The organism is Alistipes sp. UBA1686, from assembly GCF_002320215.1.
Classification (GTDB): Bacteria; Bacteroidota; Bacteroidia; order Bacteroidales; family Rikenellaceae; genus Alistipes; species Alistipes onderdonkii.
On sequence record NZ_DCKA01000011.1, the window covers coordinates 1 to 25,777 of the forward strand.

Here is a 25,777-nt window from a genome sequence, read left to right on the forward strand (position 1 = left end):
TAGGACGCAAGATTTTCATTCTTGAAAGAGGAGTTCGACTCTCCTATGGGCTACGAACGAGGAGGGCTGCGGAGCGGCACGAAACCGGGGGGGGGCTCCCGACCGGCAACCGGGACAGCAAAAACGGCAGACCTCTACGGGTGAATACTTTTCAAGGAGCGGGCTTCAGGCCTATCCGCACACAGCTACGGCTGGAACCGATTTAGCAACTGAAAAAGTAAAAAATAAAAAACACAGAATTATGGCAAACCATAAGTCATCGAAAAAACGCATTCGCCAGACCACGGCCAAACGTGCCCACAACCGTCTGTACCACAAGACAGCACGTAATGCCGTAAAAGCACTGCGCAACACCTCGGAGAAGAGTGCCGCCGAAGCCCTGCTTCCCAAGGTAACCACCATGCTGGACAAGCTCGCCAAGCACAATATCGTGCACAAGAACAAGGCCGCAAACCTGAAGAGCGCCCTCCAGCTGCACGTGAACGCACTCTAAACCCCGGCCGGATGCAAAGCCAGAAGCTGCCCCTGTGGCAGCTTTTTTATTCCCCTGCGCAAAACAACGGTATCAGCCACCGTCCCGCCCCGGACATAGCGCATACATACGCTCCGGCATACCGCCTGTACGACAAAGCCGCCCGCATCGCTGCGGACGGCTTCCGTTTTTCTCCGCCGGGGCATCCCCGCGCGGCACTACCCTTCCCGGAAAACCCGGATCCGTCCCCGGAATCACTCCTTTTCGGGAAAGCCTTGGGCCTTGAGGCGGATATCCGCGCCGTCGGGCGTCACCAGGTATACCCCCGTCGACTCGGGCGTTATATGGCCGATGACATCGACGCACCCCATGCGCATCACCTGCTCCTGCAACGCCAGCGGCACCGTGAACAGCAATTCGTGGTCTTCACCGCCGTTGAGCGCCGCCACGACCGGGTCGGCATTCATCTCTTCGGCCAAGGCATAGGTCTGCCTTGCGATAGGAATCCGGTCGAGGTATATGCGGGCCCCGCATTTCGACGCCTTGCAAATCTGCATCAGGTCGCTGGAAAGCCCGTCCGAAAGATCGATCATCGACGTCGGTACGATGCCCTCCTCGGCCAATGCCTCCACGATGTCCTTTCGCAGACGCGGCTTGAGATACTTCTCCAGCAGGTATTCGTACCCTGCGAACTTCGGTTCGGGGTCTTTCACGTCGGCAAGCACCCGCTTCTCACGCTCCAGCAGCCGCAGCCCCATGTACGCCGCACCGAGGTTGCCCGAAATACAGATCAGGTCGTTCTGCTGTGCGCCGCCGCGCGACACGACCTTCTCCTTCGGGGCATGTCCCAGCGCCGTGAGGCCCAGCACCAGTCCGGTCATCGAAGCCTTCGTATCGCCCCCCACGAGGTCGATCCCCTGCTCCCTGCATGCGAAGGCAATTCCCTCGTACAGCTCCTGCAACGCCTCCACCGACAGCTTGGACGACACACCGAGCGACACCATCAGTTGCGAGGGCAGTGCGTTCATCGCCAGGATATCGCTTGCGGCCACCGTCACGGCCTTGTATCCCAGGTGCCGGAGGGGGAAATAGGTCAGGTCGAAGTCTATGCCCTCCAGCAGTGCGTCCGTCGAACAGAGCACCGCCTCGCCCGACGGCGGCATGACGACCGCCGCATCGTCGCCCGCGGCGCGGAGCGTCGAAGCGTCCGCCGGGTCGAACCCTCTGGTCAACAGGTCTATCAGGCCGAATTCACCCAGCTCGGCGATTTCGGTGCGTCGTTTCTTTTCCATATTATAAATTTTTTTACAAAATTACGGATTCTTTACTCTTTCCCAAAAATTTAGCGTATTTTTGTCCGGTAAATCCCAAATTCGGCTTCTACATATGATAAACATCGTCTTATTCGGTGCGCCGGGCTGCGGCAAAGGCACGCAGGCACAACGGCTCAAAGCACACTACGGCATCGAGCATGTCTCGACGGGCGAGGTTATCCGCGACGAGATCCGCCGCGGCACGGAACTCGGACGCAGCATGGAATCTTACATCGAGGCTGGCAAACTGGCCCCCGACGAAATCGTCATCGGCATGGTCGCCAACTATGTCGCCCAGCACAAACATGCCAAGGGCTGTATCTTCGACGGCTTCCCCCGCACCACGGTACAGGCCGAGGAGTTCGACAAGCTCCTTGCCCGGCACGGGCTCAAGGTCGACATCATGGTCGACATCCACGTCCCCGAAGAGGAACTCGTCCGGCGCATCCTGCTCCGCGGCAAGGATTCGGGACGCGCCGACGACGCCTCCGAGGAGGTGATCCGCGGCCGCCTCGACGTCTACCGCCAGCAGACCGCCGTCGTCTCGGACTACTATGCCGCCCAGGGCAAATACGCCTCGGTCAACGGCACGGGTTCGATGGAAGAGGTCTTCTCGCGCATCACCGACGTGATCGACCAGTTGCAATAGGCACCGGCAGCCGACCGCCGAAGTCCGGGCAAATCCTGTTCCGGACTTTATTTTTGTCCCCTTTCCCGCCCTGCCGCAGGGGTATCGGATCCACATCCCGCCCCTGCCCGCGGCACGGGCTGTCGCAGAACCCCCGGCCTCCGGCGGCAGGCACGCACCGGCACTTTCCCCGCCCGGGCGACCGCCGTCCGTACACCCCGGACTGCTCCGTCCGGCACCCCGGCAACGGAACCGGCTCGAAGATACGGCGATAAAACCGAAAAAAAGGTGCGCGGTTTTGCTATTTTACAAATAATCCGTATATTTGCAACCCCATTGAGGGGCAATTAACTAATTTTAATACGTATTATGAACAATTACGAAACCGTTTTCATTGTCACGCCGGTTCTGTCCGATGCACAGGTGCAGGAGGTCGCTGACAAATTCCAGGGTGTCATCACCGAGAACGGCGGTCAGATTGTGAACAAGGAGTCGTGGGGCCTTCGCAAGCTCGCCTACCCTATTCAGAAGAAGACCACCGGTTTTTACTTCCTGGTCGAGTTCACGGGCGAGGGCTCGCTCATAGGCACGCTCGAAACGCAGTACCGCCGCGATGAGCGCATCATCCGTTTCCTTACTTTCAAGCAGGACAAGTTCGCCGTGGAATACTCGGAGAAGCGTCGTGCAAAACTTTCTAACAAACAGGAGGAGTAAACCATGGCACAGGAGAACAAGGTACAGTCTGAAATCCGTTACCTCAACCCGGTATCGGTCGACGTCAAGAAAAAGAAATACTGCCGCTTCAAGAAGCTCGGCATCAAATACGTGGATTACAAGGACGGGGAGTTCCTCAAGAAATTCCTCAACGAGCAGGGTAAGATCCTTCCCCGCCGCCTGACGGGTACTTCGCAGAAGTTCCAGAAGAAGGTGGCACAGGCCGTGAAGCGTGCGCGCCACCTGGCCATCCTGCCCTTCGTAACCGATTGCATGAAATAATTAAAGGAGGAAGAGACAATGGAAGTTATTCTGATCAAAGATATGGAAAACCTGGGCTACGCCAACGACATCGTGACCGTAAAGCCCGGTTATGCGAACAACTACCTGATTCCCCAGGGTTACGCAAAGGCTGCCACCGCATCCGCCAAGAAGGTGCTCGCCGAGAACCTCCGCCAGCGCGCCCACAAGGACGCCAAGATCCTTGCCGACGCACAGGCACTCGCCGAGACCATCGCCAACCTGCCGCTCACGCTGGCCGTGAAGGCCGAGGAGGGCAAGCTCTTCGGTACGGTTACCGCCACCGACCTGGCCGAGGCCCTGGCTGCCAAAGGCATCGAACTCGACCGCAAGCTGATCGCCGTAGAGGGCATCAAGACCGTCGGCGAGTACGAAGCGACCGCCAAACTCCACAAGGAGGTCAAGGCCGTCATCAAATTCTCGGTTACCGCCGCAGAATAATCCGCAGGAGGCTGCAAGGGTTCCGCCCTGCAACTCATCGCACCATAAAAAAGGAGAGCCAAAGGCTCTCCTTTTTGCATTCAGGCAATACTCCGTCCCGATATTCGTTTCCCCCGAATTCGGAGACGGGCACGCCGCGTGTCCTGCCAACCCGCATTCCGGACTGTTCGATCCCGCCGGATTCCCCGCCCGGGTCAGTGCGGCGGCGCGGCCGGCGGATCGGGATGGCGCGGCGGCACGGAGTAGGAACGCAGCACGAGCGCCACGCCGACGAAGATCACCAGCGCGAAGACCACCGTATCGGCATGCAGCTTGTCCAGCCCCATCCCGACCGAAATGGCGATCGCCAGCACGGGCTGCAGGTAGGTATAGATGCTCGACACCGTGGCCGGCACACTCTTGAGCGCATAATTCAGCATCAGGTTCGGCAGGTAGGTCGGCACCGTCAGCACGAAGAGCGTCGGGAAAAGCGCATGGCCGGCTATGGCGGCATAGTCGGTATGGACGATCTCCTTCAGGCCGAACGGAAGCGCAATGACGGCCGCCACGCAGTATACCCAGCGCAGCACGGTGGTGATGCGGTACCTGGCAACCAAAGTTTTGAACCACACCATGTACAGCGCCGTGGCGCAGGCGCACAGCATGATCATCACGTTGCCCCAGACATGCGAATGCTGGTGCGACGACGAGGCGCCCGTCAGCACCACCGCCACAGCGCCCGCCATGCCGAGCACCAGCCCCGCGACCTTGAGCTTCGTGAAGCGATCCATGCCCAGCAATACGGAGAGCAGCAGCACCAGCAGCGGGACGATGGTGTCGATGATCGAGCCGTCGATGGGCGAAGTCATCGAAAGCCCGTACATGATGAATACCTTGCGCAGCACGCCGATCAGCAGCGCGGCGCCGATCAGCTTGCGGATGTCGGCGCGCGCGACCCGTTCCGCCTTCTGCCACAGCAGCGGCACGAGCGAAAAAAGCGCCGTGACGACCAGCGACCCCGCCACCATGGCCATCGGATGGACATAGTGCGGCAATACGATGTTGTAAAACGGGTAATCCATGGCCCATACGATATTGCATATCAGCAGGGCGATGTGGGGCTTGAATCTGCTCATTCCGTCTCGGGGTTTACCCTGCGGGAAACAAAAACAGTGCCTTTCCGTTCGGAAGGGCACTGCCGTTATAGCGGTGGCGGCCATTTCTCACCAGCTGTCGCGCGGCACCTCGAACGAACCGGGCGACGCTCCCGGCAGCTCTTTCCCCCGGTAATAGACTTTCCATGCGTCTTTCCCGTATCCTTCCCCGAGTTCTTCGAACGTCTGTGCCGAGGCGCCCTTCACCGCTCCGCCCCTGTAAAATACCTTCCAGGCATCCTTTCCGTATCCGTTCCCGAGGCTCTCGAAGGTCATCGCCGACGCCCCGTCCACCTTCCGGCCGCGGTAATACACCGTCCAGCTGTCCTTCGAGTAACCGCCGCCCAGCCTTTCGCCCGACAACGCGCTCCCGTCATACCGCTCCCCGTAGTGGTAGGTATGCCAGTTGTCTTTCCCCATCCCGTTCCCGAGGCTCTCGAACGACGAGGCCGACGCCCCTTCCACCTTCCGGCCGCGGTAGAACACCGTCCAGTCGTCCTTACCGTACCCACCGCCGAGATCCGTGAACGACGATGCCGAAGCGCCCTTCACCTTCCTGCCCTCGTAATACACCGTCCAGTTATCCTTCGAGTAAGCCCCGTGCCGCCTCTCCCGGTTGGGCTGCGACGCCCGAACCTCCTCGGGGGCAGGATTTCCCAGGCAGTGCGGGACACCCGCAAACACCGAAAACAGCGAAAACAGGGATAATATCAGCTTTTTCATAAGGCGCGGTATCCGTTCATGATTATATTTAGTTCCTGATTATATTTTACGATTCGGCCCGAAATATACGGAGTTATCGCCACGCGTCCAAGAAATCGGCGGCAAACTTTCCCGGAGTGGGGCGAAAAGCCCTGTCCTCCGCCTCAACCCGCCGCAGTCCTTCACCGCTCCCGGCCTATCCTTCGCCCAGGTCTACCCGCACCCCGCCCCGCAATCCTTTTCCCAACCGCGACCATCTGCCCCTCCTTCCCCTGCGCCCACAAACGCGCCCACAAAAAAAGAACCGCAGGCGTAACGCCTGCGGTTCTTTCGATATATCGGCGGACGGCTGCACCGTCCCTCCGTGCGGGGATTACTCCTCGGCCTTCTCTTCTTTGGCAGCTTTCTTGGCGTTCTTCGCCTCGGCAGCCTCCATGGCGCTCTTCAGCGCGGCCAGACCTGCGATGTCGCCCAGCGTCGTCTTCTCGACCGAAGCGTTGATCTTCTTCACGGTCGACTTCGTAGCATCGGCGGCGGCACGCTTCTCAGCCTTCTCGGCTGCCACTTCGGCACGCTTGGCCTCCTCGTACGTACGCAGGTGCGAAAGGGTGATACGCTTGGTAGCCTTCGAGAACTCGAGCACCTTGAAGTCGAGCTTGTCGCCCACCTTCGGCGTCGTGCCGTCCTCTTTGGTGAGCTGGCGTGCGGGGCAGAAGCCCTCCACGTTCTCGCCCAGTGCGACAACTGCGCCCTTGTCGGTCATCTCGGTGATCGTACCCTCGTGGATGCTGTCTACCGAGAACTGGTTCTCAAACTCGTTCCAGGGGTTCTCCTCGAGCTGCTTGTGGCCCAGCGACAGACGGCGGTTCTCCTTGTCGATCTCGAGCACCACGACGTCGATATCAGCGCCCACCGACGTGAATTCGCCGGGGTGCTTTACCTTCTTCGTCCAGCTCAGGTCGGAAATGTGGATCAGGCCGTCGATACCCTCCTCGATCTCGACGAAGATACCGAAGTTGGTAAAGTTGCGCACCTTGGCCGTGCACTTCGTGCCGACGGGATACTTGGTTTCGATATTTTCCCAGGGATCGGGCGTAAGCTGCTTGATGCCCAGCGACATCTTGCGCTCCTCGCGGTCGAGCGTCAGGATGACAGCCTCGACTTCGTCGCCGACCTTCATGAACTCCTGCGCCGAACGCAGGTGCTGGCTCCACGACATCTCCGACACGTGGATCAGTCCCTCAACACCGGGGGCGATCTCCACGAATGCACCGTAGTCGGCCATCACGACCACGCGGCCCTTGACCTTGTCGCCGACCTTGAGATTCTGGTCGAGCGCCTCCCACGGATGCGGGGTGAGCTGCTTCAGGCCCAGTGCGATACGCTTCTTGGCGTCGTCGAAATCGAGGATGACGACCTGGATCTTCTGGTCGAGCGCCACGATCTCTTCGGGGTGGTTCACGCGGCCCCACGAGAGGTCGGTGATATGGATCAGGCCGTCCACACCGCCCAGGTCGACGAATACGCCGTACGAGGTGATGTTCTTGACGGTACCCTCGAGGATCTGGCCCTTCTCGAGTTTCGACATGATAACCTGCTTCTGCGCTTCGAGTTCGGCCTCGATGAGCGCCTTGTGCGAAACGACCACGTTGCGGAACTCCTGGTTGATTTTCACCACCTTGAACTCCATGGTCTTGTCCACGTATACATCGTAGTCGCGGATGGGCTTCACGTCGATCTGCGAACCGGGCAGGAACGCCTCGATGCCGAATACGTCGACGATCATACCGCCCTTGGTGCGGCACTTGATGTAACCCTTGATGATTTCGTCCTTTTCGAGGGCCTCGTTCACACGATCCCACGATTTGAGCTGACGTGCCTTCTTGTGCGAAAGAACCAGCTGTCCGCCCTTGTCCTCGGCCGACTCGACATAGACCTCGATCTTATCGCCGACCTTCAGGTCGGGGTTGTAGCGGAACTCGGAAACGGGAATGACACCCTCGCTCTTGTAGCCGATGTTCACGAGAACCTCGCGCTTGGTAATGCCCGTAACGGTACCTTCCACGACCTCGCCGACGTTGACGTTCGAAAGCGTCTTGTCGTAAGCCTCTGCGATCTCCTCCTTGGGATGGTCATAGACCCCCAGGTCGTTCTCATACGCGTTCCAGTCGAAATTCTCGTTCGTGACTACATTTTTCGTTTCTTCCATGATGGAAATTCTTTTTGCGATACAATCGCTCGTTAAATGATTAATAATTAAACTTGTAGCCCCCCACCGCGCGCCTTATGCGCATACGTGAGGGCTACAAAGGTAACGGTTTTTTGCGAATCTGCAAAAAATCAGGCGGTTATTTGCGTTCCGCGGACGAGGCCCGGCGGCTTCCGCGGCGCCTATTTGCGCACCACCCGCTGCCGCGGGGTGTTGTCGATCTTCAGCGGGCTGTCGTCCCTGAGCCCTTCGAGCAGGATGTCGGCCACCTTCTCGACGGTGATTTCCCCGCCGGTATATTCCATATCCTTGTAATTCCGGTAAATGTAGTCGCTCACGGCGACCTTGTACTTCCGCCCCTCGCGCAGCTTCGGGAACTGCACGTCGAGGGCGTTGTCCGCCGCATCGGTGACGATCATATAGGGCGTGGTCGAAATCAGGTCGATGCGGTGCGCCTCCTTGGCGTTCACCGGGTCGTTGTACTTCGACACGATCATGCGGCGCATCTGGGCGGGCGTCATCTCCATCCGGGCCACCAGCGTCCCGAACGGCTCCAGTCCGTATACCTTCGCCGCGCTCACCCCGCCCGCGGGGATCGAATCGAGGCGCACGCCGCCGATGTGGTAGAAACCGACGTCGGCATCGGCCTCGTCGGCTACCGCCGCAGCCATCCAGTTGGCAAGCCCCCACTTGTCGGCGGCATTGCCGAACCGCCCGACGGGTTTGTTCAGCCCCGGGTCGGCATAGTAAGCCTCGACCTGCTTCTGGTAGAGGATATCGGGTTCGTAATCGGCCAGCGGGACGATCCGGTAATCAACCCCAGACACCTTATGCCCCTTCATCCGTACGGTCGTCACGCCGATGTTCCGCAGGTCTTTGCCCGTCTGCGTCAGCAGCGTGCCGCCGATGAGCGTATCGACCTCTTCGTGCGTATGCCCGCCGATCACCACGTCGTACTGCGACTGCCCCTTGGCGAGCAGTTCCGCATCGCGGTCGTCGCCCATGTGCGACACGAGTACCAGCACGTCGCACTCGGGCCGCAGCTCCGCGGCATATTTCAGGGCCATCGCCTGCGGATCGGGAAACTCCAGCCCCGCGAAACTCGATTCATTGCCCGCCGGATGCCCCGGGCCCTCGTAGTTGGTCACCACGCCGACGAACCCGATCCGGAACCCGTCCCGGTCGACGATCGTGTAGGGCGGCAACTGCGGGAAGGTGCAGGTGTCGCTCACCACGTTGGCGCAGACCACCTCGAAGTCCATGCTGTCGATCATCCGCCCCAGGAACGCCTGCCCGTGGTCGAATTCATGGTTGCCCAGCGTCGCCACGTCAAACCCCAGTTCGTTCATCAGGGCGATCATCGGCATACCGGGCGTCGGCGCCATGTCCACATAGGCATTCCCCGTCCAGCGGTCGCCGGCATCGACCAGCACCACCAGCCGGGCCGTATCGCGGCACGCCTCGACGGCCGACGCCAGCCGCGGGAAGTTCTGTATCTTTGCGTGCATGTCGTTCGTCGACAGCAATACGAGCGTCCTTTCGCGGGGTGCGCAGGCCGCGGCGAACGCCGCAACGGCGACCAGCCCCATCCTCAGTATTCCTTTCATAACACAGGTTTTAGTTTGTCAAAGTTATAAATTATTCATATCTTTACATGTTTTCAAGCCTGAAAATCTTATGACAAATATCATCGAAATCATATGCGAAAACCTCGGCGGCACGGTCGAGGTGCCGATGGGTACCCCGCTTTCCGAGGTCGCAAAGCGGGTCGCACCGGGGCCCTACCCGTTCCTTGCCGCCCTGGTCAACAACCGCATCAAGGAACTGTATTACAAAATATATACCCCGGTGACCGTCCGTTTCGTGGACATCACCTCCTTCGCCGGCATCCGCGTCTACCAGCGCACGTCGTGGTTCATCCTGCAGAAAGCCGCCCGCGACCTCTTTCCGGGCAAGACGCTCCATATCCGCCATTCGATGGGGCAGAACGGCTTTTACTGCGAGATCGAGGGCATCGACGAATTCACGCCCGGGCTGGCCGAGGCACTCGAAGGGCGCATGCGCGACCTGGTGGCGCAAGACCTGCCGATCTGCCGCATGAAGATCCTCACGAGCGAAGTCCGCGCCCGCTATGCGGCCCAGGGGCTCACCGACAAGATCGCCCTGCTGGACACCCGCCCGCGGCTTTACAGCGACCTCTATACGCTCGGCGACACCGACGGTTATTTCTACGGCGCGCTGGCGCCCTCGACAGGGTTCGTCGACCTGTTCGGCATCGAACCCTACTACAACGGGTTCTACCTCGCCCTGCCGCTGCGCACGGCGCCCGACCGGCTCAACACCAACGTCGAACAGGAAAAGATGTTCGGTATCTTCCAGGAATACCAGTCCTGGGTGCGGATCATGGGCGTGCCCACCGTGGGCGCCGTCAACTCCAAGGTGCTCGCGGGCGACGCGGGCGGGATGATCAAACTGGCCGAGGCATTCCACGAACGCAAGTTCGCGTGGGTCGCCGACACGATCTACGACGCCAACATCTCGCGCGGCGTGCGCATGGTGCTCATCTCGGGCCCCTCGTCGAGCGGCAAGACCACCTCGGCCAAACGGCTGGGCATCCAGCTCGGCGTACTGGGGCTGCAGCCGGTGCTGATCTCGCTCGACGACTATTTCGTCGACCGCGAAAAGACCCCGCGCGACGCCGACGGCGATTACGACTACGAGGCACTCGAAGCCATCGACCTCGACCTGTTCAACGACCACCTCTGCCGCCTGATGCGCGGCGAAAGCGTCGACATCCCGCGCTACGACTTCATCACGGGCCGCCGCACGTGGCACAACAACCCGCTGACGCTCGACGAGCGTTCGATCCTGATCGTCGAGGGCATCCACGGGCTCAACCCGCGCCTCACCCCGAGCGTCCCCGAAGCGCAGAAATTCCGCATCTACATCTCATGCTTCACGTCGGTGGCGATGGACAACCTCTCGCGCATCGCTACGACCGACAACCGCCTGCTGCGCCGCCTCACGCGCGACTATACGCAACGCGGCGCCGATGCCGTGGCGACGCTTTCGCGCTGGGGCTCCGTCCGCCGCGGCGAGGAGAAACACATCTTCCCCTACCAGGAAAACGCCGACGTCATGCTCAACTCGTCGCTTTTCTACGAAATCTCGGTGTTGCGCCCCTATGCCGAAAAGATCCTCCGCGAGGTTCCCGACACGGTACCCGAGTACGACGAGGCGCGGCGCATGCTGAAGTTCCTGAAAAACTTCACCCCCATCCCGCCCGATGAGATCCCGCCCACGTCGATCATCCGGGAATTCATCGGCGGCAGCAGTTTCAAGTACTGACCCCGGAAAGCCCCGCCGGGCTCCCCGCCCCGCACCCCGCCGATGCCGGGACACCGCCCGGCAGGATGCGGCGCCGCATGCGGCCTGCGGCGGAAAATATAAGCCCGGCAGGCGCTTGCGGTCTTCGTAAAAATAGTATTTTTGCATGGGAATTACGCGCCGCCCGGCGCATCCGACGACAATAACCAATTGATGATAACTATGTTCGACAAGTTTTCCGAACGCCACATCGGCGTCAGCAACGAAAAAGACCTCAAAGCCATGCTCGAAGTGATCGGCGCAAAGTCGGTCGACGAACTGATCTCGCAGGTCATTCCCCAGTCCATCCGGCTCAAGAAGCCGCTCGCACTGCCGGCCGAAGGGATGAGCGAATACGAATTCGCCGCCCACATCCGCTCGCTGGCCGACCGCAACCGTTGCCTCAGATCGTTCATCGGCATGGGCTACTACCCCTGTGCCGTCCCGGCCGCCATCGTGCGCAACGTCTTCGAGAACCCCGCCTGGTACACCTCCTACACGCCCTACCAGGCCGAGATCTCGCAGGGCCGCCTCGAGGCGCTGCTGAACTTCCAGACCGCCGTGATCTCGCTCACGGGCATGGAGATCGGCAACTGCTCGCTCCTGGACGAGGGCACGGCCGCCGCCGAAGCCATGCTGATGATGTTCGCGCTGCGCCCGCGCGAAGCGGTCAGGGAAGGTCGCAACCAGCTCTTCGTCGACCGCAACATTTTCCCGCAGACGCTCGACGTGCTGCTCACGCGCAGCGAACCGTTCGGCATCGAACTGATCATCGACGAATACGACGAATACAGCTTCACGGGCAAGGAGTTCGGCGCCATCGTCCAGTACCCGGCCGCCAACGGCGCCGTACGCGACTATACGGACTTCACGGCCGCGGCACATGCCAAGGGCGTGCTGGTCACGGCTGCCGCCGACCTGCTTTCGCTGGCGCTGCTCAAATCCCCCGGCGAGTGGGGTGCCGACATCGCCGTCGGCTCGACGCAACGCCTGGGCACCCCGATGGGCTTCGGCGGCCCCGGCGCAGGCTACATGGCCACGCGCGAGGCCTACAAGCGCAACATGCCCGGCCGCATCATCGGCGTCTCGGTCGACCGCCTCGGCAACAAGGCGCTGCGCATGGCGCTCCAGATGCGCGAACAGCATATCAAGCGCGAACGCGCCACGTCGAACATCTGCACCGCCTCGGCGCTGATGGCCTCGATGGCAGGCTTCTACTGCGTCTACAACGGCCCCGAGGGGCTGAAACGCGCCGCCGACACGGCCCACCTGGCCGCCGCAACGGTCGCCGACGCACTCCAGGCGATGGATTACAAACTCGCCGCCGCAGACTTCTTCGACACGCTCGAAGTCTCGGCCGAAGCCGCCGTCGTGCAGTCGCTGGCACTCGAAAGCGGCATCAACTTCTACTACCCCACCGAAGGCTCCGTGCGCATGTCGTTCGACGAGGTGACCACCCCCGAAGAGGTCGCCGAGGTAATACGCATCTTCGCCGCCGCCAAAGGCAGGAAAGCCAAGGCCATAAAGCCCGTCACCGAAAGCCGCGTGCCGGCCGCCCTGCGCCGCCGCACGGCCTACCTCTCGGAGGCGGTCTTCAACACCTACCGCTCGGAAAGCGACCTGATGCGCTACATCAAGAAGCTCGAACTGAGGGACATCTCGCTCGCCAATTCGATGATCTCTTTAGGTTCGTGCACCATGAAGCTCAACGCCGCGGCGCTCATGCAGCCGCTCTCGCTGGCGGGCTTCCAGATGATGCACCCCTTCGCCCCGGCCGACCAGGCCGAAGGTTACATGCAGTTAATCACGGAGTTGGAAAACGATCTGGCGACGATCACGGGCTTCGCGGCCTGCTCCCTGCAACCCAATTCGGGCGCTGCGGGCGAATACGCCGGACTGATGGTAATCCGCGCCTACCACCAGAGCCGCGGACAGGGCTACCGCAACGTGGTGCTGATCCCGGCCTCGGCGCACGGCACCAACCCCGCGTCGGCCGCCATGGCCGGCATGAAGATCGTCACGGTGGCCTGTGACGACAAGGGCAACATCGACGTCGAAGACCTCAAGGCCAAGGCCGGGGAATACAGTTCGGAGCTGTGCGGGCTGATGGTCACCTACCCCTCGACGCACGGCGTGTTCGAGAGCCGCATCCGCGAGATCGTGGACGCCGTGCACGACGCAGGCGGACAGGTCTACATGGACGGCGCCAACATGAACGCACAGGTGGGGCTGACCAACCCCGGCTACATCGGCGCCGACGTCTGCCACCTCAACCTGCACAAGACCTTCGCCATGCCCCACGGGGGCGGCGGCCCGGGCGTGGGCCCGATCTGCGTCGCCGAGCACCTTAGGGCGTTCCTTCCCTCGCATCCGGTTATGCCGACGGGCGGCGACGAGGGTATCACGGCCGTGGCGTCGGCCCCTTGGGGCTCCGCCATGCTGCTGCCCATAACCTACGGTTATATCAAGATGCTGGGTGGAAACGGGCTGCGCCGCGCCACCGAAATGGCGATCGTCAATGCCAACTACATGTCCTCGGCGCTGGCACCGGAATACCGCACCTATTATTCGGGCGAGACCGGCCGCGTGGGACACGAGATGATCCTCGACCTGACCTCTTTCAAGAAGGACTACGGCGTCGACTGCGGCGACATCGCCCACCGCCTGATGGACTACGGGTTCCATGCCCCGACGCTCTCGTTCCCCGTGCACGAGACGCTGATGGTCGAACCGACCGAATCGGAACCGAAGGCCGAGATGGATCGCTTCATCGAAGCGCTGGTGAGCATCAAGCGCGAGTGCGAAGCCGCCGCGGGACAGGCCGACAACGTGGTCGCCAACGCGCCGCACACCGCCGTCGAGATCGCCGGCGAATGGACGCATCCCTACACCCGCGCCGAGGCGGCATTCCCGCTCGCATGGGTGCGCGAAGCCAAGTTCTTCCCCTACGTAACCAAGATCGACAACGGCTACGGCGACCGCAACCTCTGCTGCCGCAACTGCGAATAGGCTCTCCCGAACCGGCTACTACGTACCGAAAACACGGGCACGACCGCCCGCCGGCACCGCAAGCCATACAATAATGATCCCCGGAATCCGTTTGTATTCCGGGGATTTTTCCGACAGCCCGCATCCGCAAAACCGGCGATAGGGAAGACGCAAACGCGCAGGCTCGGGCCAAGGCCCCCGCGAAAAACAGCCCCGCCGGCCCGGCCGGCGCCGTAAGCATCGCGGCACGTATCCGGCCCCGGCATTTCACCCGCGCAGTCCCGACGAAACGGGCCGAGAGCAACGGAAGCGGAAAATAAATTTTTTTGCACGATTTTAGCATAATAGGAAGATAAGCTTCCATAAAACCAGATAAATTCCGCAGTAATTGCAAATCCGGAACTTAATTTCTATCTTTGCCAATCAATTACATGCAATAAATCCTAATCAGATTACAATGAAAGTAGAACAGAACAAAATGGTCGGCGTGGACTACAAGCTCACTGTCGACGGACAAATCGCAGACCAGTCGCGCCCGGGACAGCCACTCGAATTCATCTTCGGGACAGGCATGCTGCTTCCCAAATTCGAGGAGGCAATCCTGGGCAAGGAGATCGGCGAGGCCGTCTCGTTCACCCTCGAGCCCAAGGACGGCTACGGCGAACTGATCGCCGATGCCGTGGTAGACCTGCCGAAAAATATATTCATGGTCGACGGCAAACTGGCCGAAGACATCCTCTTCGTGGGTTCGCAGGTGCCGATGAGCGACAACCAGGGCAACCGCATGATGGGTATCGTCAAGGAGGTCGGCGACGAAACCGTGAAGATGGACTTCAACCACCCGATGGCGGGCAAGACGCTCAATTTCGACGTCGAGGTCGTATCAGTGCGCGACGTAACGCCCGAAGACTTGCAGGGCGGCTGTTCATGCGGCGACTGCGGGGATGACTGCGGCGGCGGGTGCGACCATGGGGACGGCCACTGCGACTGCCACTGACGAACACGAAGCGGGACTGGAAAGCCCCGCTTTTTTAAACCCGGATACCGTATTACTGTATTATGTGGCCCTGGCCCAACTTGCCACGGTGGCCGACAGCGGTACTTTTCACGACCTGCCGGGACTGGAGGTGAAAGACGCGGATTCCACAGGCGCCGCAGGCAGCAGGGAACCTTCGCCCAGGCCGGGAGGCGGCTCCGCTTTCGCCGCCCCACCCTGCAAACCGGAATCTTCGGTTCCAACCCCGGCAACAAGACAACCAATAAACCGTGTTCACGCTGCGACAATACCTCACGACACTGGCCGACACCCACGGATTGACGAAAACCCTGGGCGGCATGGAGGTATGCCGTGACAGCCGGGGCCGCATGTGCTACACCGTAGGCAACAGCGCCATCGTCTTCCGTGTCCGCCACGAAGGGCATATCCGCTCGCTGCGGTGCTACATGCATCCGCCGCGCCACCTGGCGGAGATTTACGGCGAACGGCTGCTGCCGCAGGAGCTGTACCTCTACGACTCGCCCCGGAGCGGGGTTTGGGTCGACGTCGTGCTGGGCGACTGGATCGAAGGCGCGACGCTCCACGAAGCAGTCGCAGAAGCGGCCGCGGCAGAAGACACAGCACGGCTGCGGCAACTGGCCGCGGCGTTCGACCGCCTGGCCGCAAGGCTTACGTCGGACGACTGGGCGCACGGAGACCTCAAGCCCGAAAATATCGTCGTGGATCCCTCGGGGAGGCTGCACCTGATCGACCTCGATGCCATGTACCTGCCCGCATTCGCCGGGGAGGCGAGCCCCGAACTGGGTACCGCGGCCTTCCAACACCCGGCACGGACGATCCGCGACTTCAATACCTCGCTCGACGACTACCCCGCGGCGCTGATCTCGACGGCCCTTCATGCGCTGGCGCTCGACCCCACCTTGTACGTACGCTACCCCGATGCCGACGGGCTGCTCTTCTCCCCGCAGCAGATCCGCACCGACGAGGCGCTCCGCGAGGCCATCGCGCTTTTCGAACGCGAAGGGCTGGCCGTGCAGTACCGCATCGCACGGTTGCTGTATGCACCCACGCCCCGTTTGTTCGGGCTGCCGGAGTTGCTGGCATGGGCCGCACGCACTGGCGGGCCCCCGTGCGGCGGGAGAGAAGGCGAAGAGACAACCGGGAATACGGGCGGGGACAAAAGCGGGGACACGGACGGCGGCGCAGAGAGGTATCCAGCCGGAAATACAGGGTGCGGCGCGGACAAGCACACAGGCGGAGGCACAAGAGGTATAACCGGGAATACAGGGTACGGCAGGGACAAGCACACAGACGGGGACACAAGCGGCGGAGAGTTGTTTGCGGGCAAAGACGGAGACGTACGGAACGACGGCGGCGCAGTTTCGCCGGAGCTGTTCGTCGGGAACGGCCTGTGGGGTTACAGGACACCGGAGCGGATCGTCATACCGCCGCTCTACGACTGCGGATTCGACTTTACCGAAGGGCTTGCCGCCGTCAGGGTGGGCCAGGCTTGGCACTACATCGACACCGAAGGGCGCACCCGGATACGATGTGCGGGGTACGAAGCCGTAAAACCCTTCCGCAACGGCCGTGCGGAGGTCATCCGTGACGGCAGGCGGCTGGAAATCGACCGCGCAGGGCGCGAGTTTGAAATTTTGCCGTAATTCGTTATATTTGCATCTGCTAAATACGATTGTGATGCCCCAATTCAGAAATATGACACCGGCGGAAATCGCCGCGGTCGAGTCGCTCGGCTCCTCGGCCGAAGCGTGGTCGCAAGTGTCGGTCACCGACGATTTCACCCCCTTCCAGTTGCTGCAAAGCCACCTGGAAGGCAAGGTCGTGATCGGCTCCGGAGCAGGCATCATCCGCTCACGGGTGTGCAACTACCACCTCGGCGAAGGGGCGCTCGTCGAAGGGGTCACGGCACTCGAATGCCGCCGCAGGAGCACGTTCGGGAACGGCGTGGGCGTGGCGACGATGAACGAATGCGGCGGGCGCACGGTGAAGATTTACGACCGCCTTTCGGCACAGGCAGCCTATCTGATGGCCGTCTACCGGCACCGCCCGCAGACCATGGCGGCCCTGGAAAAGATGGTCGACGACTATGCCGAAACCCGCGCCTCGCAGACGGGGAGCGTCGGCAAGGACAGCCGCATCGTCGGCGCCAGGTTCATCCGCGAAGTCCGCATCGGCGACAACGTCACCGTCGACGGCGCCTCCCTGCTCGAAAACGGCACGGTCTGCGACGGCGCGCACATCGGCGTGGATGTCAAGGCCTACGACTTCATCGCCGCGGAAAACGCCCGGATCGACAACGGCTCGATCGTCGAACGCTGTTTCGTGGGCGAAAGCTGCCGGCTGGACAAGGCCTTCACGGCGGCCGAATCGCTGTTTTTCGCCAATTCGCACTGCGAGAACGGCGAGGCCGCCTCGATCTTCGCGGGGCCCTACACCGTCTCGCACCACAAGTCGTCGCTGCTCATCGCGGGCATGTTCTCGTTTTTCAACGCGGGCAGCGGCTCGAACCAGAGCAACCACCTGTTCAAGAGCGGCGCCGTGCACCAGGCGGTGCACCTCAGGGGCTGCAAGTTCGCCAGCGGCGCCTACATCATGTCCCCCGCGCTGGAAGGGGCTTTCACGATGATCATGGGGCACCACTCGTTCCACCACGACACGTCGGCCTTCCCCTACTCATACCTGATCGAAAAGGAGGGGCGTTCGGTGCTCATGCCCGGGGCGAACCTCACCAGCTACGGAGCCGTGCGCGACATCGAGAAATGGCCGGCACGCGACCGCCGCACCATACGGCGCGACGTCATCAACTTCGAAGAATACAACCCTTATATCACCTCGGGAATGCTCAGGGCCGTGGATACGCTCCACGCGATCGCAGAGGAAGACCCCGATGCCCCGACGTACGTCCACCAGAAGGCGATCATCCGCGCGGCGGCCCTCAAACGGGGCATCGGACTCTACAACCGCTTCATCGTGGCGGCGCTGGGCGCGATGCTCGACCGGGGGGAATCGGCGGAACGCTACGACGGCAGCGGCCGCTGGCTCGACATCGCCGGACAGTATATCACCAAACGCGAAGTCGAGGCCATCCTCGACGCCATAGACCACGGCGAACTGGCCTCGCCCGAAGAGGTGGACAACCGGTTCAGGGTCTTTTCCGTCCACTACGACGACTACGCCCACAGCTGGGCCGAAGGGGTCTACGCATCGCTGCTGGGACACATCCCGACCGTGGCGGAGATAGAAGAGGCCATCGCGGCGGGGCGCAACGCCCGCGCGACGATGCGCCGTACGACCGACGCCGACCGCGACCGCGACTGCTCGCTCGACATGGCGGTCAGCTACGGCCTCGACAGCGACGACGAAGGGGAAGTACGCGACGACTACTACTCCGTCCGGGGACTTAAATAGACGCAACATGTATACACAGAGCATCACACGCAACCACCGCACGGCATTCATCCTGGCCATAGACGGCTCGGGGTCGATGGCCGAAAGCATCCTCTTCCGGGGACGCTGCATGACCAAGGCCGAAGCGGTTGCAACCATCACCAACGACCTGCTGTTCGAGCTCGTCGAACGGGCACGCCGCAGCGACGGCGTACGCGACTATTACGACATCGCCGTGGTCGGCTATTCGGGCGACGACGAGGTACGCTCGCTGCTGCCCGGAGGCGAGGATCTGGTGCCTGTCAGCGCCCTCGCGGCACAGGAGATGCCGGTGCACACGGAGGTGATCGAACACCGGCTTCCCGACGGCAGCATCGCCCTGCGGGAGATTCCCGCACCGGCGTGGATCAAGCCCCTGTCGGCCGGGCAGACGCCGATGTGCGAGGCACTGCGCCGCGTGAGGGACATAGCCGCCGGCTGGACTTCCCGCACGGCCAACGCCGAAAGTTTCCCTCCCGTGGTCTTCAACATCACCGACGGCGAGGCCACGGATTGCGACAACGAGGAGCTGCGCACGGTCTGCGACCAGATCAAGGCGCTGGGCACCGTCGACGGCAATGTCCTGTTGATCAATATCCATATCGCTGCCGGGGATACCGAACGTCCGGTATTCTTCCCCGAGGCGCACGAAGCCCGGTATACGAACCGATATGCCTCGCTGCTCTACGACTGTTCGAGCGAAATGCCCGCGGTCTTCAACGAAGCCATCCGCGAAGCCAAGGGCCCGGGTGCGATCCCGCCCTTCCGCGGCATGAGCTACAACGCCTCGGCGGCCCAACTGGTCGCCATGCTCAACATAGGTTCCATCAGCGTCAAAACCGAATAGAGATGATAGTGACCCTGCAACATTTCTCCCGGGCACTGCTGACGCCCGACCTGTCGCTGGCGATGCTTGCCGACGCCCGCCCCGTTACGGAACCCAACGGCATGCCGCGCCTGGTGCGCACGACGCGTTTCGCCGAGGCGGAAGTAGAATGGCGGGGCGAGCGGTGGCTCGTCGCCATGCCCCTGAACCCGTCGGCCATGCCGCGGATCGAACGCACGGTCTCGGCGCTGCGCAAACTCAACACCGGCTACTTGGCGGAATGCCGCATACTGCCGGGCGAAATGCGCTGGCACGACGCCACGGGCGCGGAACGGCACACAGACCTGGTATTGCAGCACCTGCCTGCGGGGCGGGAGTTCGCCGAAGCGCTGCTCGCCGAGGATAAGGCGACGCTGCTCGCGGCGCTCGATACATTGCAGGCGGCGCTCGGGGAGCTGGAATTCACACACAACAACCTCAAGGAAACGAACCTCCGCTGGCACCGGGGACGGTTCGTCCCGATACGCTATTACGATGCCCGCATCGGCATGGCGGAGCCCGGCACGGGTGACAGGGAGGCATTCGACACCCTCCGGCACAGGATCGCCGAGGCACCCGCACCCCGCCAGACGGCCAACGACGTCACGGCGCCCTACAACCCGCTGCGCAGTCTGACCGGACACCGGTGGACGAGCCACGTATTCGAAGGACTGGTGTGCGTGGAGGACGACAACGGGTTCGGGTTCGTGGATACGGACAACAACCCGGTGATCCCGGCGCAGTTCGTCTGGGCGGGCGATTTCCGCGAAGGCCGCGCCGAGGTACAGACGCAGACGAGGATGGGGCTGATCGACCGCCGGGGCTGTTACGTCATACCTCCCGAATACGAAATCGTCGACTACGACCCCGCCGCCAGCGTGGTGCATGTGCGCAACAACGGGCACTGGGCGCTGTTCGACTACCTGGGACGCCGCCTCACGGAGTTCCGGACGGAAGTCCCGGAGCCCTGCGGGCCTGAAATTTGCAGGTGACAACGGCAATATCAGATATTTCGCCGTTATCGGTGCCTTCCGGCTGCATTGGCAAACCCGGCCCGGAGGGGCGCTGCCCGGCACAACCGGAAAAGGCGACCGGCGGGACTTCGGAGCATATAATCACGATAACAAATACAAAAAATTACAAGTCATGGAAGAAACGATCAAATGCCTGATTATCGGCAGCGGCCCCGCAGGATACACGGCCGCCATCTATACGTCGCGTGCAAACCTCCAGCCCGTGCTCTACGAGGGCATCGAACCGGGCGGGCAACTCACGACGACGACCGATGTGGAGAATTTCCCGGGCTACCCCGACGGGGTCAGCGGCCAGCAGATGATGGCCGACATGCGGCGTCAGGCCGAGCGCTTCGGCACCAAGATCCGCACGGGCACAGCCACCCGCGTAGACCTCGCGTCGCGGCCGTTCCACGTGGTGATCGACGGCGAGAAGGAGATCAGGGCCGAAAGCCTGATCATTGCCACGGGCGCCTCGGCCAGATACCTGGGGCTCCCCTCGGAGACGAAATTCCGCGGCATGGGCGTGAGTGCCTGCGCCACCTGCGACGGCTTCTTCTACCGTAAAAAGGACGTGGCCGTGGTCGGCGGCGGCGACACCGCCTGCGAGGAGGCCACCTACCTCGCCTCGATCTGCCGCAAGGTCTACATGATCGTGCGCAAACCCCACCTGCGCGCCTCGAAGGCGATGCAGCAGCGCGTGTTCAGCACCCCCAACATCGAGGTGATATTCAACCACAACACCGCCGAGGTACTGGGCGACGAGTCGGGCGTGACGGGCGCACTGCTGCGCTGCAACGACGGCAAGGAGGTGAAGATCGACATCTCGGGCTTCTTCCTGGCCATCGGACACCATCCCAACACGGAGTTGTTCCGCGACCAGTTGCAGCTCGACGCCGAAGGCTACATCAAGGTCGAACCGGGCACGTCGATAACCAACATCGAAGGCGTCTTCGCCGCGGGCGACGTCCGCGACCCGCACTACCGGCAGGCCGTCACGGCGGCCGCTTCGGGCTGCATCGCGGCCATCGACTGCGAGCGTTTCCTGTTAAGCCGGGCCAACTAAAAACGCATGAGTTTCAGCGTCACCATACTGGGGTCTTCCTCCGCGAAGCCCACCCTGAGCCGGCATCCGTCGGCGCAGGTGGTCAACGTGCACGAGCAGTACTACCTGGTCGATGCGGGCGAAGGGGTACAGCAACAGTTGATCCGTTACGGCATCAACCCGCTCAGGCTACGTGCCGTGTTCATCTCGCACCTGCACGGCGACCATGTATTCGGGCTGTTCCCGCTGATCTCGACGCTGGCGCTCTACGGCCGCAAGACCCCGCTGCGGGTATTCGCCCCGGCACCGATGGGCGAGATTCTGGCCTGCCACCTCAAATATTTCGACAGCGAACTGCCCTACCCGGTCGTATGGACGGAGGTCGACACGACCAAGCATGCGCTGCTGATGGAAAACCGTACGCTGGAGGTGTGGAGCATACCGCTGCGCCACCGCGTGCCGACGGCGGGGTTCCTTTTCCGCGAAAAGGAGCCGGCGCTGAACGTCGACAAGTTCAAGATTACGAAATACGGGCTTTCGGTCGCACAGATCACCGCCGCAAAGCGGGGCGAGGACGTCACGCTCTCCACGGGGGAGGTGATCCCCAACGGGGAACTGACCTACCGTCCCTACGCCCCTCGGTCGTACGCTTACTTGTCGGACACCAACTTTTCGGCCAAGGCCGCAGCGCTGGCAGCAGGCGCCGACCTGATGTACCACGAGGCGACCTACGCCGCAGCGGAGCAGAAGGCGGCGCGGGAGCGCGGGCACTCGACGACGACCGACGCGGCCAAGGCTGCCCTGAAAGCCGGGGCGAAACGGCTGGTGATCGGGCATTACTCGTCGCGCTACAAGGATGAAAACATGCTGGTCGAAGAGGCCCGTGCGATCTTCCCCGAAACCTACCCCGCCACCGAAGGGGTGACGTTCACCTTAGAAAAACAACGATGACAAAAGCCGACATACAACTCGTCCGCGCGCTGGCCGACAAACGCGGGCGCACGGAGCACGGACTGTTCGTCGCCGAAGGGGAGAAACTCATCGGCGAGCTGCGTACGTCGCACCTCGGGGTACGCAAGATATTCGCCCTGGAAGGGCTGTTTTCAGGGCCGGAAGTCGAGGTCGTCGGCACGAAGGAGATGGAGCGGCTGTCGCTGCTGAAAACAGCCTCCAACTCGCTGGCGCTGATCGAAATACCGCATTACGGACTGGATATGCGGGCTCTCGCGGGACGGCTGACGCTGGCGCTCGACGACGTGCAGAACCCTGGCAACCTGGGCACGATCGTCCGGCTGGCCGACTGGTTCGGCATCACGGACATCGTCTGCTCGGAGGCTTCGGCCGACTGTTTCAACCCCAAGGTCGTGCAGGCCACGATGGGCGCCATACTCCGCGTGAGGGTGCACTACACCGACCTGGGAGGGTTCCTGCGCCAAGCCGCGGACGCCGGGCTGCCGGTGTGCGGGACTTTCCTGGAGGGGGAGAACATCTACGGGGCATCGCTCCCGGAGGCGGGGATCGTCGTCATGGGCAACGAGGGGCGCGGCATTTCGGACGCCACGGCCGCGACCGTCACCCGCAAATTGTTCATCCCGCCTTACCCGGCCGACCGGCGGGGTTCGGAATCGCTCAATGTGGCGATGGCGACGGGGATCGTCTGCGCCGAATTCCGGCGGCAGGCAGGCACCGGGGGCCCGGGACAGGCCCGAAGGGGTAAAAAATAGGCAGGGAGAAGCCGCAAACAGGCGGCGGGAAGGCGTGCCAGCCCGGTTTCATCATCGTATTTCAGCTGTTATCCGCCGAATAAAGTCGATTACACCCGCTTACCGGAGCATGACACCGGAAGCAACGGGCAGGAGGTCGCCGCACTCACACCGGGTCGGCACACCGTTCGCACAGCCCGGCAACCATGCGGCGCACGGCTTCCAGGGCTTCGGCACACCGCTCGGGCGGCAGGAGGCGCGCCGCATCGAGCCGTTCGATGCTCCGCAGGAGGCACTCCACGGCATAGCGCATTTCGTCCAGCTCGCCCCCCGAGGCGGCCGCAAGGTCGGTAGCAGCCAGCCGTATCACCGCGGAGCGGGCGCAGAGTTCGAAATCCACGACCAGGGCATTGCATTTGCGGCGGTCGTATGGCGGAATCCAAAGGGTCTCGAACATCAGCCGGAAAACCGCGGCGACCAGGGCCGGGTTGTTTTTCCGCGTAATTTTTTTTGCGCAAGGTTCCATCTTTCAAAGCTGTTGCTCCGGAAAAAAGCGCGGGCAAAGATACCGAATCCACCATCGAGGTATTGGACGACCTGTAACGTAGAATGCGGCCAATGCCCACGCCGAAAAACAGCGAGAGCATCAACCTTCGTTCCTTACGCTACACGAAAGTGTCCAATTTCCGATGGTAAGAAAAAAGCCGATGCGCCTTTATCCGAATATGTCAGCAACCCTAACAGGCTGCATAAGACAAAGGTAGGAAAAATAAGCCCATCCGCAAAACATTCCGGGCCGCAGGAATGCAAAATTTCATTTAAATTCGATCCGGCGCATTGCCAATTCTGAATAATATGTATCTTTGTAAGTTGAAATATATGTATCTATGTCCGAATGCAAACTCAAAATAGGCATCACGCAGGGAGATCCGAACGGCATCGGCTGGGAGGTGATCCTCAAGGCCCTTTCCGACCCGCGCATGACGGAGCTCTTCACGCCCGTCGTCTACGGTTCGCCCACGGCGGCGGCCTATTACCGAAATACGCTGGGCGACACCGAACCGGTGGCGTTCAACACCGTGCCCGCGGCACGCGACGCCCGCCGCGGCAAGGCCAACCTGGTCGTATGCGGGGAGGCCGGGCAGCCGGAGCCGGGCAAGGCTTCGCCTCAGGCCGGACGCGCTGCGGTCGAAGCGCTGCGCACGGCGACGCAGGATTTGAAGGAGGGGACGCTCGACGCCATCGTCACGGCGCCCTTCAACAAGGAGAACGTGCAGGGCGACGATTTCAGCTACACGGGCCACACCGAATTCTTCGGGGCGGAACTGGGCGGGGAGCCGATGATGATCCTGTGCAGCGACGTGCTGCGCGTGGGGCTGGTCACCAAGCATATCCCCGTGTCGGAGATCAGCCGCAGCATTTCCAGGGAGAAGATCGTGCACGACCTCCATACGCTGCGCCGCTCGCTCATCGAGGATTTCGGCATCGTCGAGCCGCGCATCGCCGTGATGGCGCTCAACCCCCACGCCGGGGACGGCGGGCTGCTCGGACACGAGGAACAGGAGATCATCCGCCCGGCCATCGTCGAGGCATTCAGACAAGGCGTGCTGGCATTCGGCCCCTTTGCGGCCGACGGGCTGTTCGCCGGGGGCGGATACGCCAAGTACGACGGCATCCTGGCCATGTACCACGACCAGGGGCTGGCGCCCTTCAAGACGCTCTCGCCCGACGGCGTGAACTTCACGGCGGGGCTCGCCAAGGTACGCACGTCGCCCGACCACGGCACGGCCTACGACATCGCGGGGCAGGACAAGGCCGATGCGCAGTCGATGAGGTCGGCGATCTACGCCGCCATCGACATCGTGGAGCACCGCCGCGCCTGGACGGAATGGAGCCGCAACCCGTTGCAGCGCGCCGAGCGCGAGAAAGGCGGACGCGACATCTCGGTCAAAGACCTGCCGCAGACCGAACGGGAGGATTAGTATGACGCCGCAAAAAAAGATCCGCATCGGGGCCGGGTTCGTGGCCATATGGGTATTGCTCGGAGGAGCATGGCTCTGCGATTACTTTTTCGGCGACACGGAGTTCTGGAAGCTGGCATCCGGGAAACTGACCGTACTGCTGGGTATCGGCGCCGGGACGGCGATGATCCGGGAAGGGCGCCGCGGACAGGAGGCTGAAAACGCTGCGGGCAAAGACGCAGCACCCGGAAATCCGGCCGAAGGCACGGCGGGCAAAGACGCAGGGTCGCAGGCCGCAGAGACACAGGCCTAAGAGACCAGGCTGGAGAAACACAGGCCGCAGGGTCGCAGGCCGGGAACACGGCAGCCAAAAGCACGGCAGCCCGCACGGCGCGGCAGCCGGAAGAGAAAAACGATAAACACCGGGCAACCCGGAAGCGTATTCCGTCTCGTAATTGTGGAAGCGCCGAAGGCCCCGAA

General features: G+C 62.0%; 23 protein-coding genes. 17 read left to right on the forward strand and 6 right to left on the reverse strand.

What is annotated here, in order from left to right; translation table 11 throughout:
* The first annotated feature begins 241 nt into the window (after positions 1–241).
* On the forward strand, positions 242–493 hold the full coding sequence (rpsT, locus tag B3C38_RS03755; RefSeq protein WP_055210692.1) for a 30S ribosomal protein S20: 252 nt from the start codon (positions 242–244) through the stop codon (positions 491–493).
* Between the two features lie 233 nt (positions 494–726).
* On the opposite strand, the gene thiL is transcribed toward rpsT, so the two are convergent.
* On the reverse strand, positions 727–1,764 hold the full coding sequence (gene thiL, locus B3C38_RS03760; protein ID WP_276656036.1) for a thiamine-phosphate kinase: 1,038 nt from the start codon (positions 1,762–1,764) through the stop codon (positions 727–729).
* 94 nt (positions 1,765–1,858) lie between these two features.
* Between thiL and B3C38_RS03765 the strand changes: the two genes are divergently transcribed.
* The 4 genes from B3C38_RS03765 (at position 1,859) to rplI (ending at position 3,868) form a co-directional block, all read left to right on the forward strand.
* A complete protein-coding gene (locus tag B3C38_RS03765; RefSeq protein WP_286725487.1) occupies positions 1,859–2,434 on the forward strand; it encodes an adenylate kinase in 576 nt (191 codons plus the stop codon).
* A gap of 348 nt (positions 2,435–2,782) precedes the next feature.
* Positions 2,783–3,127 (forward strand): 30S ribosomal protein S6, encoded by a 345-nt coding sequence (rpsF, locus tag B3C38_RS03770; RefSeq protein ID WP_018694587.1) that lies wholly within the window; start codon positions 2,783–2,785, stop codon positions 3,125–3,127.
* A 3-nt stretch (positions 3,128–3,130) separates the two neighbouring features.
* A complete protein-coding gene (gene rpsR, locus B3C38_RS03775; RefSeq protein ID WP_286725493.1) occupies positions 3,131–3,409 on the forward strand; it encodes a 30S ribosomal protein S18 in 279 nt (92 codons plus the stop codon).
* Between the two features lie 18 nt (positions 3,410–3,427).
* On the forward strand, positions 3,428–3,868 hold the full coding sequence (gene rplI, locus B3C38_RS03780) for a 50S ribosomal protein L9 (RefSeq protein WP_018694585.1): 441 nt from the start codon (positions 3,428–3,430) through the stop codon (positions 3,866–3,868).
* Positions 3,869–4,062: 194 nt separating this feature from the next.
* Here the strand turns inward: rplI and B3C38_RS03785 are convergent, their stop codons facing one another.
* The 4 genes from B3C38_RS03785 to B3C38_RS03800 all read right to left on the reverse strand — a co-directional run bounded on the left by B3C38_RS03785 (position 4,063) and on the right by B3C38_RS03800 (position 9,519).
* Positions 4,063–4,983 (reverse strand): DMT family transporter, encoded by a 921-nt coding sequence (locus B3C38_RS03785; protein ID WP_286725497.1) that lies wholly within the window; start codon positions 4,981–4,983, stop codon positions 4,063–4,065.
* An 87-nt stretch (positions 4,984–5,070) separates the two neighbouring features.
* Positions 5,071–5,724: a DKNYY domain-containing protein gene (locus tag B3C38_RS03790; protein ID WP_286725499.1), complete on the reverse strand. Its 654-nt coding sequence runs from the start codon at positions 5,722–5,724 to the stop codon at positions 5,071–5,073.
* Between the two features lie 352 nt (positions 5,725–6,076).
* Positions 6,077–7,912, reverse strand: a complete 1,836-nt coding sequence (rpsA, locus tag B3C38_RS03795; protein ID WP_018696096.1) for a 30S ribosomal protein S1 — start codon at positions 7,910–7,912, stop codon at positions 6,077–6,079.
* Between the two features lie 182 nt (positions 7,913–8,094).
* Complete coding sequence (locus B3C38_RS03800; protein WP_286725504.1) at positions 8,095–9,519, reverse strand: bifunctional metallophosphatase/5'-nucleotidase; 1,425 nt, start codon at positions 9,517–9,519, stop codon at positions 8,095–8,097.
* A gap of 70 nt (positions 9,520–9,589) precedes the next feature.
* Between B3C38_RS03800 and B3C38_RS03805 the strand changes: the two genes are divergently transcribed.
* The 10 genes from B3C38_RS03805 (at position 9,590) to B3C38_RS03850 (ending at position 23,357) form a co-directional block, all read left to right on the forward strand.
* A complete protein-coding gene (locus B3C38_RS03805; RefSeq protein ID WP_286725507.1) occupies positions 9,590–11,260 on the forward strand; it encodes a nucleoside kinase in 1,671 nt (556 codons plus the stop codon).
* A 201-nt stretch (positions 11,261–11,461) separates the two neighbouring features.
* Positions 11,462–14,287, forward strand: a complete 2,826-nt coding sequence (gcvP, locus tag B3C38_RS03810) for an aminomethyl-transferring glycine dehydrogenase (protein WP_286725508.1) — start codon at positions 11,462–11,464, stop codon at positions 14,285–14,287.
* Positions 14,288–14,723: 436 nt separating this feature from the next.
* Entirely contained in the window at positions 14,724–15,263 is a 540-nt protein-coding gene (locus B3C38_RS03815; RefSeq protein WP_055202593.1) for an FKBP-type peptidyl-prolyl cis-trans isomerase, read from the forward strand.
* A gap of 269 nt (positions 15,264–15,532) precedes the next feature.
* Complete coding sequence (locus B3C38_RS03820; protein ID WP_286725511.1) at positions 15,533–16,927, forward strand: WG repeat-containing protein; 1,395 nt, start codon at positions 15,533–15,535, stop codon at positions 16,925–16,927.
* A gap of 34 nt (positions 16,928–16,961) precedes the next feature.
* A complete protein-coding gene (locus B3C38_RS03825) occupies positions 16,962–18,692 on the forward strand; it encodes a DUF4954 family protein (protein WP_286725513.1) in 1,731 nt (576 codons plus the stop codon).
* A 7-nt stretch (positions 18,693–18,699) separates the two neighbouring features.
* Positions 18,700–19,557, forward strand: coding sequence for a vWA domain-containing protein (locus B3C38_RS03830; protein WP_032135394.1), 858 nt, complete (start codon positions 18,700–18,702; stop codon positions 19,555–19,557).
* Between the two features lie 2 nt (positions 19,558–19,559).
* Entirely contained in the window at positions 19,560–20,567 is a 1,008-nt protein-coding gene (locus B3C38_RS03835; protein WP_286725516.1) for a WG repeat-containing protein, read from the forward strand.
* A gap of 154 nt (positions 20,568–20,721) precedes the next feature.
* Positions 20,722–21,654, forward strand: a complete 933-nt coding sequence (gene trxB, locus B3C38_RS03840; protein ID WP_286725519.1) for a thioredoxin-disulfide reductase — start codon at positions 20,722–20,724, stop codon at positions 21,652–21,654.
* A gap of 6 nt (positions 21,655–21,660) precedes the next feature.
* Positions 21,661–22,584, forward strand: coding sequence for a ribonuclease Z (locus tag B3C38_RS03845; protein ID WP_055202604.1), 924 nt, complete (start codon positions 21,661–21,663; stop codon positions 22,582–22,584).
* Positions 22,581–23,357 (forward strand): RNA methyltransferase, encoded by a 777-nt coding sequence (locus B3C38_RS03850; protein WP_286725525.1) that lies wholly within the window; start codon positions 22,581–22,583, stop codon positions 23,355–23,357. The genes B3C38_RS03845 and B3C38_RS03850 overlap by 4 nt, the downstream gene beginning before the upstream one ends.
* Positions 23,358–23,502: 145 nt before the next feature.
* On the opposite strand, the gene B3C38_RS03855 is transcribed toward B3C38_RS03850, so the two are convergent.
* Positions 23,503–23,862 carry a hypothetical protein gene (locus tag B3C38_RS03855; RefSeq protein ID WP_276656045.1) on the reverse strand — a complete coding sequence of 120 codons (360 nt, stop codon included), beginning with the start codon at positions 23,860–23,862 and terminating at the stop codon, positions 23,503–23,505.
* Between the two features lie 361 nt (positions 23,863–24,223).
* Between B3C38_RS03855 and pdxA the strand changes: the two genes are divergently transcribed.
* Entirely contained in the window at positions 24,224–25,318 is a 1,095-nt protein-coding gene (gene pdxA, locus B3C38_RS03860) for a 4-hydroxythreonine-4-phosphate dehydrogenase PdxA (protein ID WP_286725530.1), read from the forward strand.
* Position 25,319: 1 nt separating this feature from the next.
* On the forward strand, positions 25,320–25,610 hold the full coding sequence (locus tag B3C38_RS03865) for a hypothetical protein (RefSeq protein ID WP_286725532.1): 291 nt from the start codon (positions 25,320–25,322) through the stop codon (positions 25,608–25,610).
* The last annotated feature ends 167 nt before the right edge of the window (positions 25,611–25,777 follow it).

What these genes read in the sequence shown, in the direction of transcription:
- B3C38_RS03830 (WP_032135394.1), top strand. Translation starts at nt 18,700, where the DNA reads ATGTATACACAGAGCATCACACGCAACCACCGCACGGCATTCATCCTG.
- B3C38_RS03825 (WP_286725513.1), top strand. Translation starts at nt 16,962, where the DNA reads ATGCCCCAATTCAGAAATATGACACCGGCGGAAATCGCCGCGGTCGAG.
- B3C38_RS03850 (WP_286725525.1), top strand. Translation starts at nt 22,581, where the DNA reads ATGACAAAAGCCGACATACAACTCGTCCGCGCGCTGGCCGACAAACGC.
- rpsF (WP_018694587.1), top strand. Translation starts at nt 2,783, where the DNA reads ATGAACAATTACGAAACCGTTTTCATTGTCACGCCGGTTCTGTCCGAT.
- B3C38_RS03845 (WP_055202604.1), top strand. Translation starts at nt 21,661, where the DNA reads ATGAGTTTCAGCGTCACCATACTGGGGTCTTCCTCCGCGAAGCCCACC.
- B3C38_RS03855 (WP_276656045.1), bottom strand. Translation starts at nt 23,862, where the DNA reads ATGGAACCTTGCGCAAAAAAAATTACGCGGAAAAACAACCCGGCCCTG.
- B3C38_RS03765 (WP_286725487.1), top strand. Translation starts at nt 1,859, where the DNA reads ATGATAAACATCGTCTTATTCGGTGCGCCGGGCTGCGGCAAAGGCACG.
- gcvP (WP_286725508.1), top strand. Translation starts at nt 11,462, where the DNA reads ATGTTCGACAAGTTTTCCGAACGCCACATCGGCGTCAGCAACGAAAAA.
- trxB (WP_286725519.1), top strand. Translation starts at nt 20,722, where the DNA reads ATGGAAGAAACGATCAAATGCCTGATTATCGGCAGCGGCCCCGCAGGA.
- rpsT (WP_055210692.1), top strand. Translation starts at nt 242, where the DNA reads ATGGCAAACCATAAGTCATCGAAAAAACGCATTCGCCAGACCACGGCC.
- rpsA (WP_018696096.1), bottom strand. Translation starts at nt 7,912, where the DNA reads ATGGAAGAAACGAAAAATGTAGTCACGAACGAGAATTTCGACTGGAAC.
- B3C38_RS03800 (WP_286725504.1), bottom strand. Translation starts at nt 9,519, where the DNA reads ATGAAAGGAATACTGAGGATGGGGCTGGTCGCCGTTGCGGCGTTCGCC.
- B3C38_RS03785 (WP_286725497.1), bottom strand. Translation starts at nt 4,983, where the DNA reads ATGAGCAGATTCAAGCCCCACATCGCCCTGCTGATATGCAATATCGTA.
- rplI (WP_018694585.1), top strand. Translation starts at nt 3,428, where the DNA reads ATGGAAGTTATTCTGATCAAAGATATGGAAAACCTGGGCTACGCCAAC.
- B3C38_RS03865 (WP_286725532.1), top strand. Translation starts at nt 25,320, where the DNA reads ATGACGCCGCAAAAAAAGATCCGCATCGGGGCCGGGTTCGTGGCCATA.
- pdxA (WP_286725530.1), top strand. Translation starts at nt 24,224, where the DNA reads ATGTCCGAATGCAAACTCAAAATAGGCATCACGCAGGGAGATCCGAAC.
- thiL (WP_276656036.1), bottom strand. Translation starts at nt 1,764, where the DNA reads ATGGAAAAGAAACGACGCACCGAAATCGCCGAGCTGGGTGAATTCGGC.
- rpsR (WP_286725493.1), top strand. Translation starts at nt 3,131, where the DNA reads ATGGCACAGGAGAACAAGGTACAGTCTGAAATCCGTTACCTCAACCCG.
- B3C38_RS03835 (WP_286725516.1), top strand. Translation starts at nt 19,560, where the DNA reads ATGATAGTGACCCTGCAACATTTCTCCCGGGCACTGCTGACGCCCGAC.
- B3C38_RS03790 (WP_286725499.1), bottom strand. Translation starts at nt 5,724, where the DNA reads ATGAAAAAGCTGATATTATCCCTGTTTTCGCTGTTTTCGGTGTTTGCG.
- B3C38_RS03805 (WP_286725507.1), top strand. Translation starts at nt 9,590, where the DNA reads ATGACAAATATCATCGAAATCATATGCGAAAACCTCGGCGGCACGGTC.
- B3C38_RS03815 (WP_055202593.1), top strand. Translation starts at nt 14,724, where the DNA reads ATGAAAGTAGAACAGAACAAAATGGTCGGCGTGGACTACAAGCTCACT.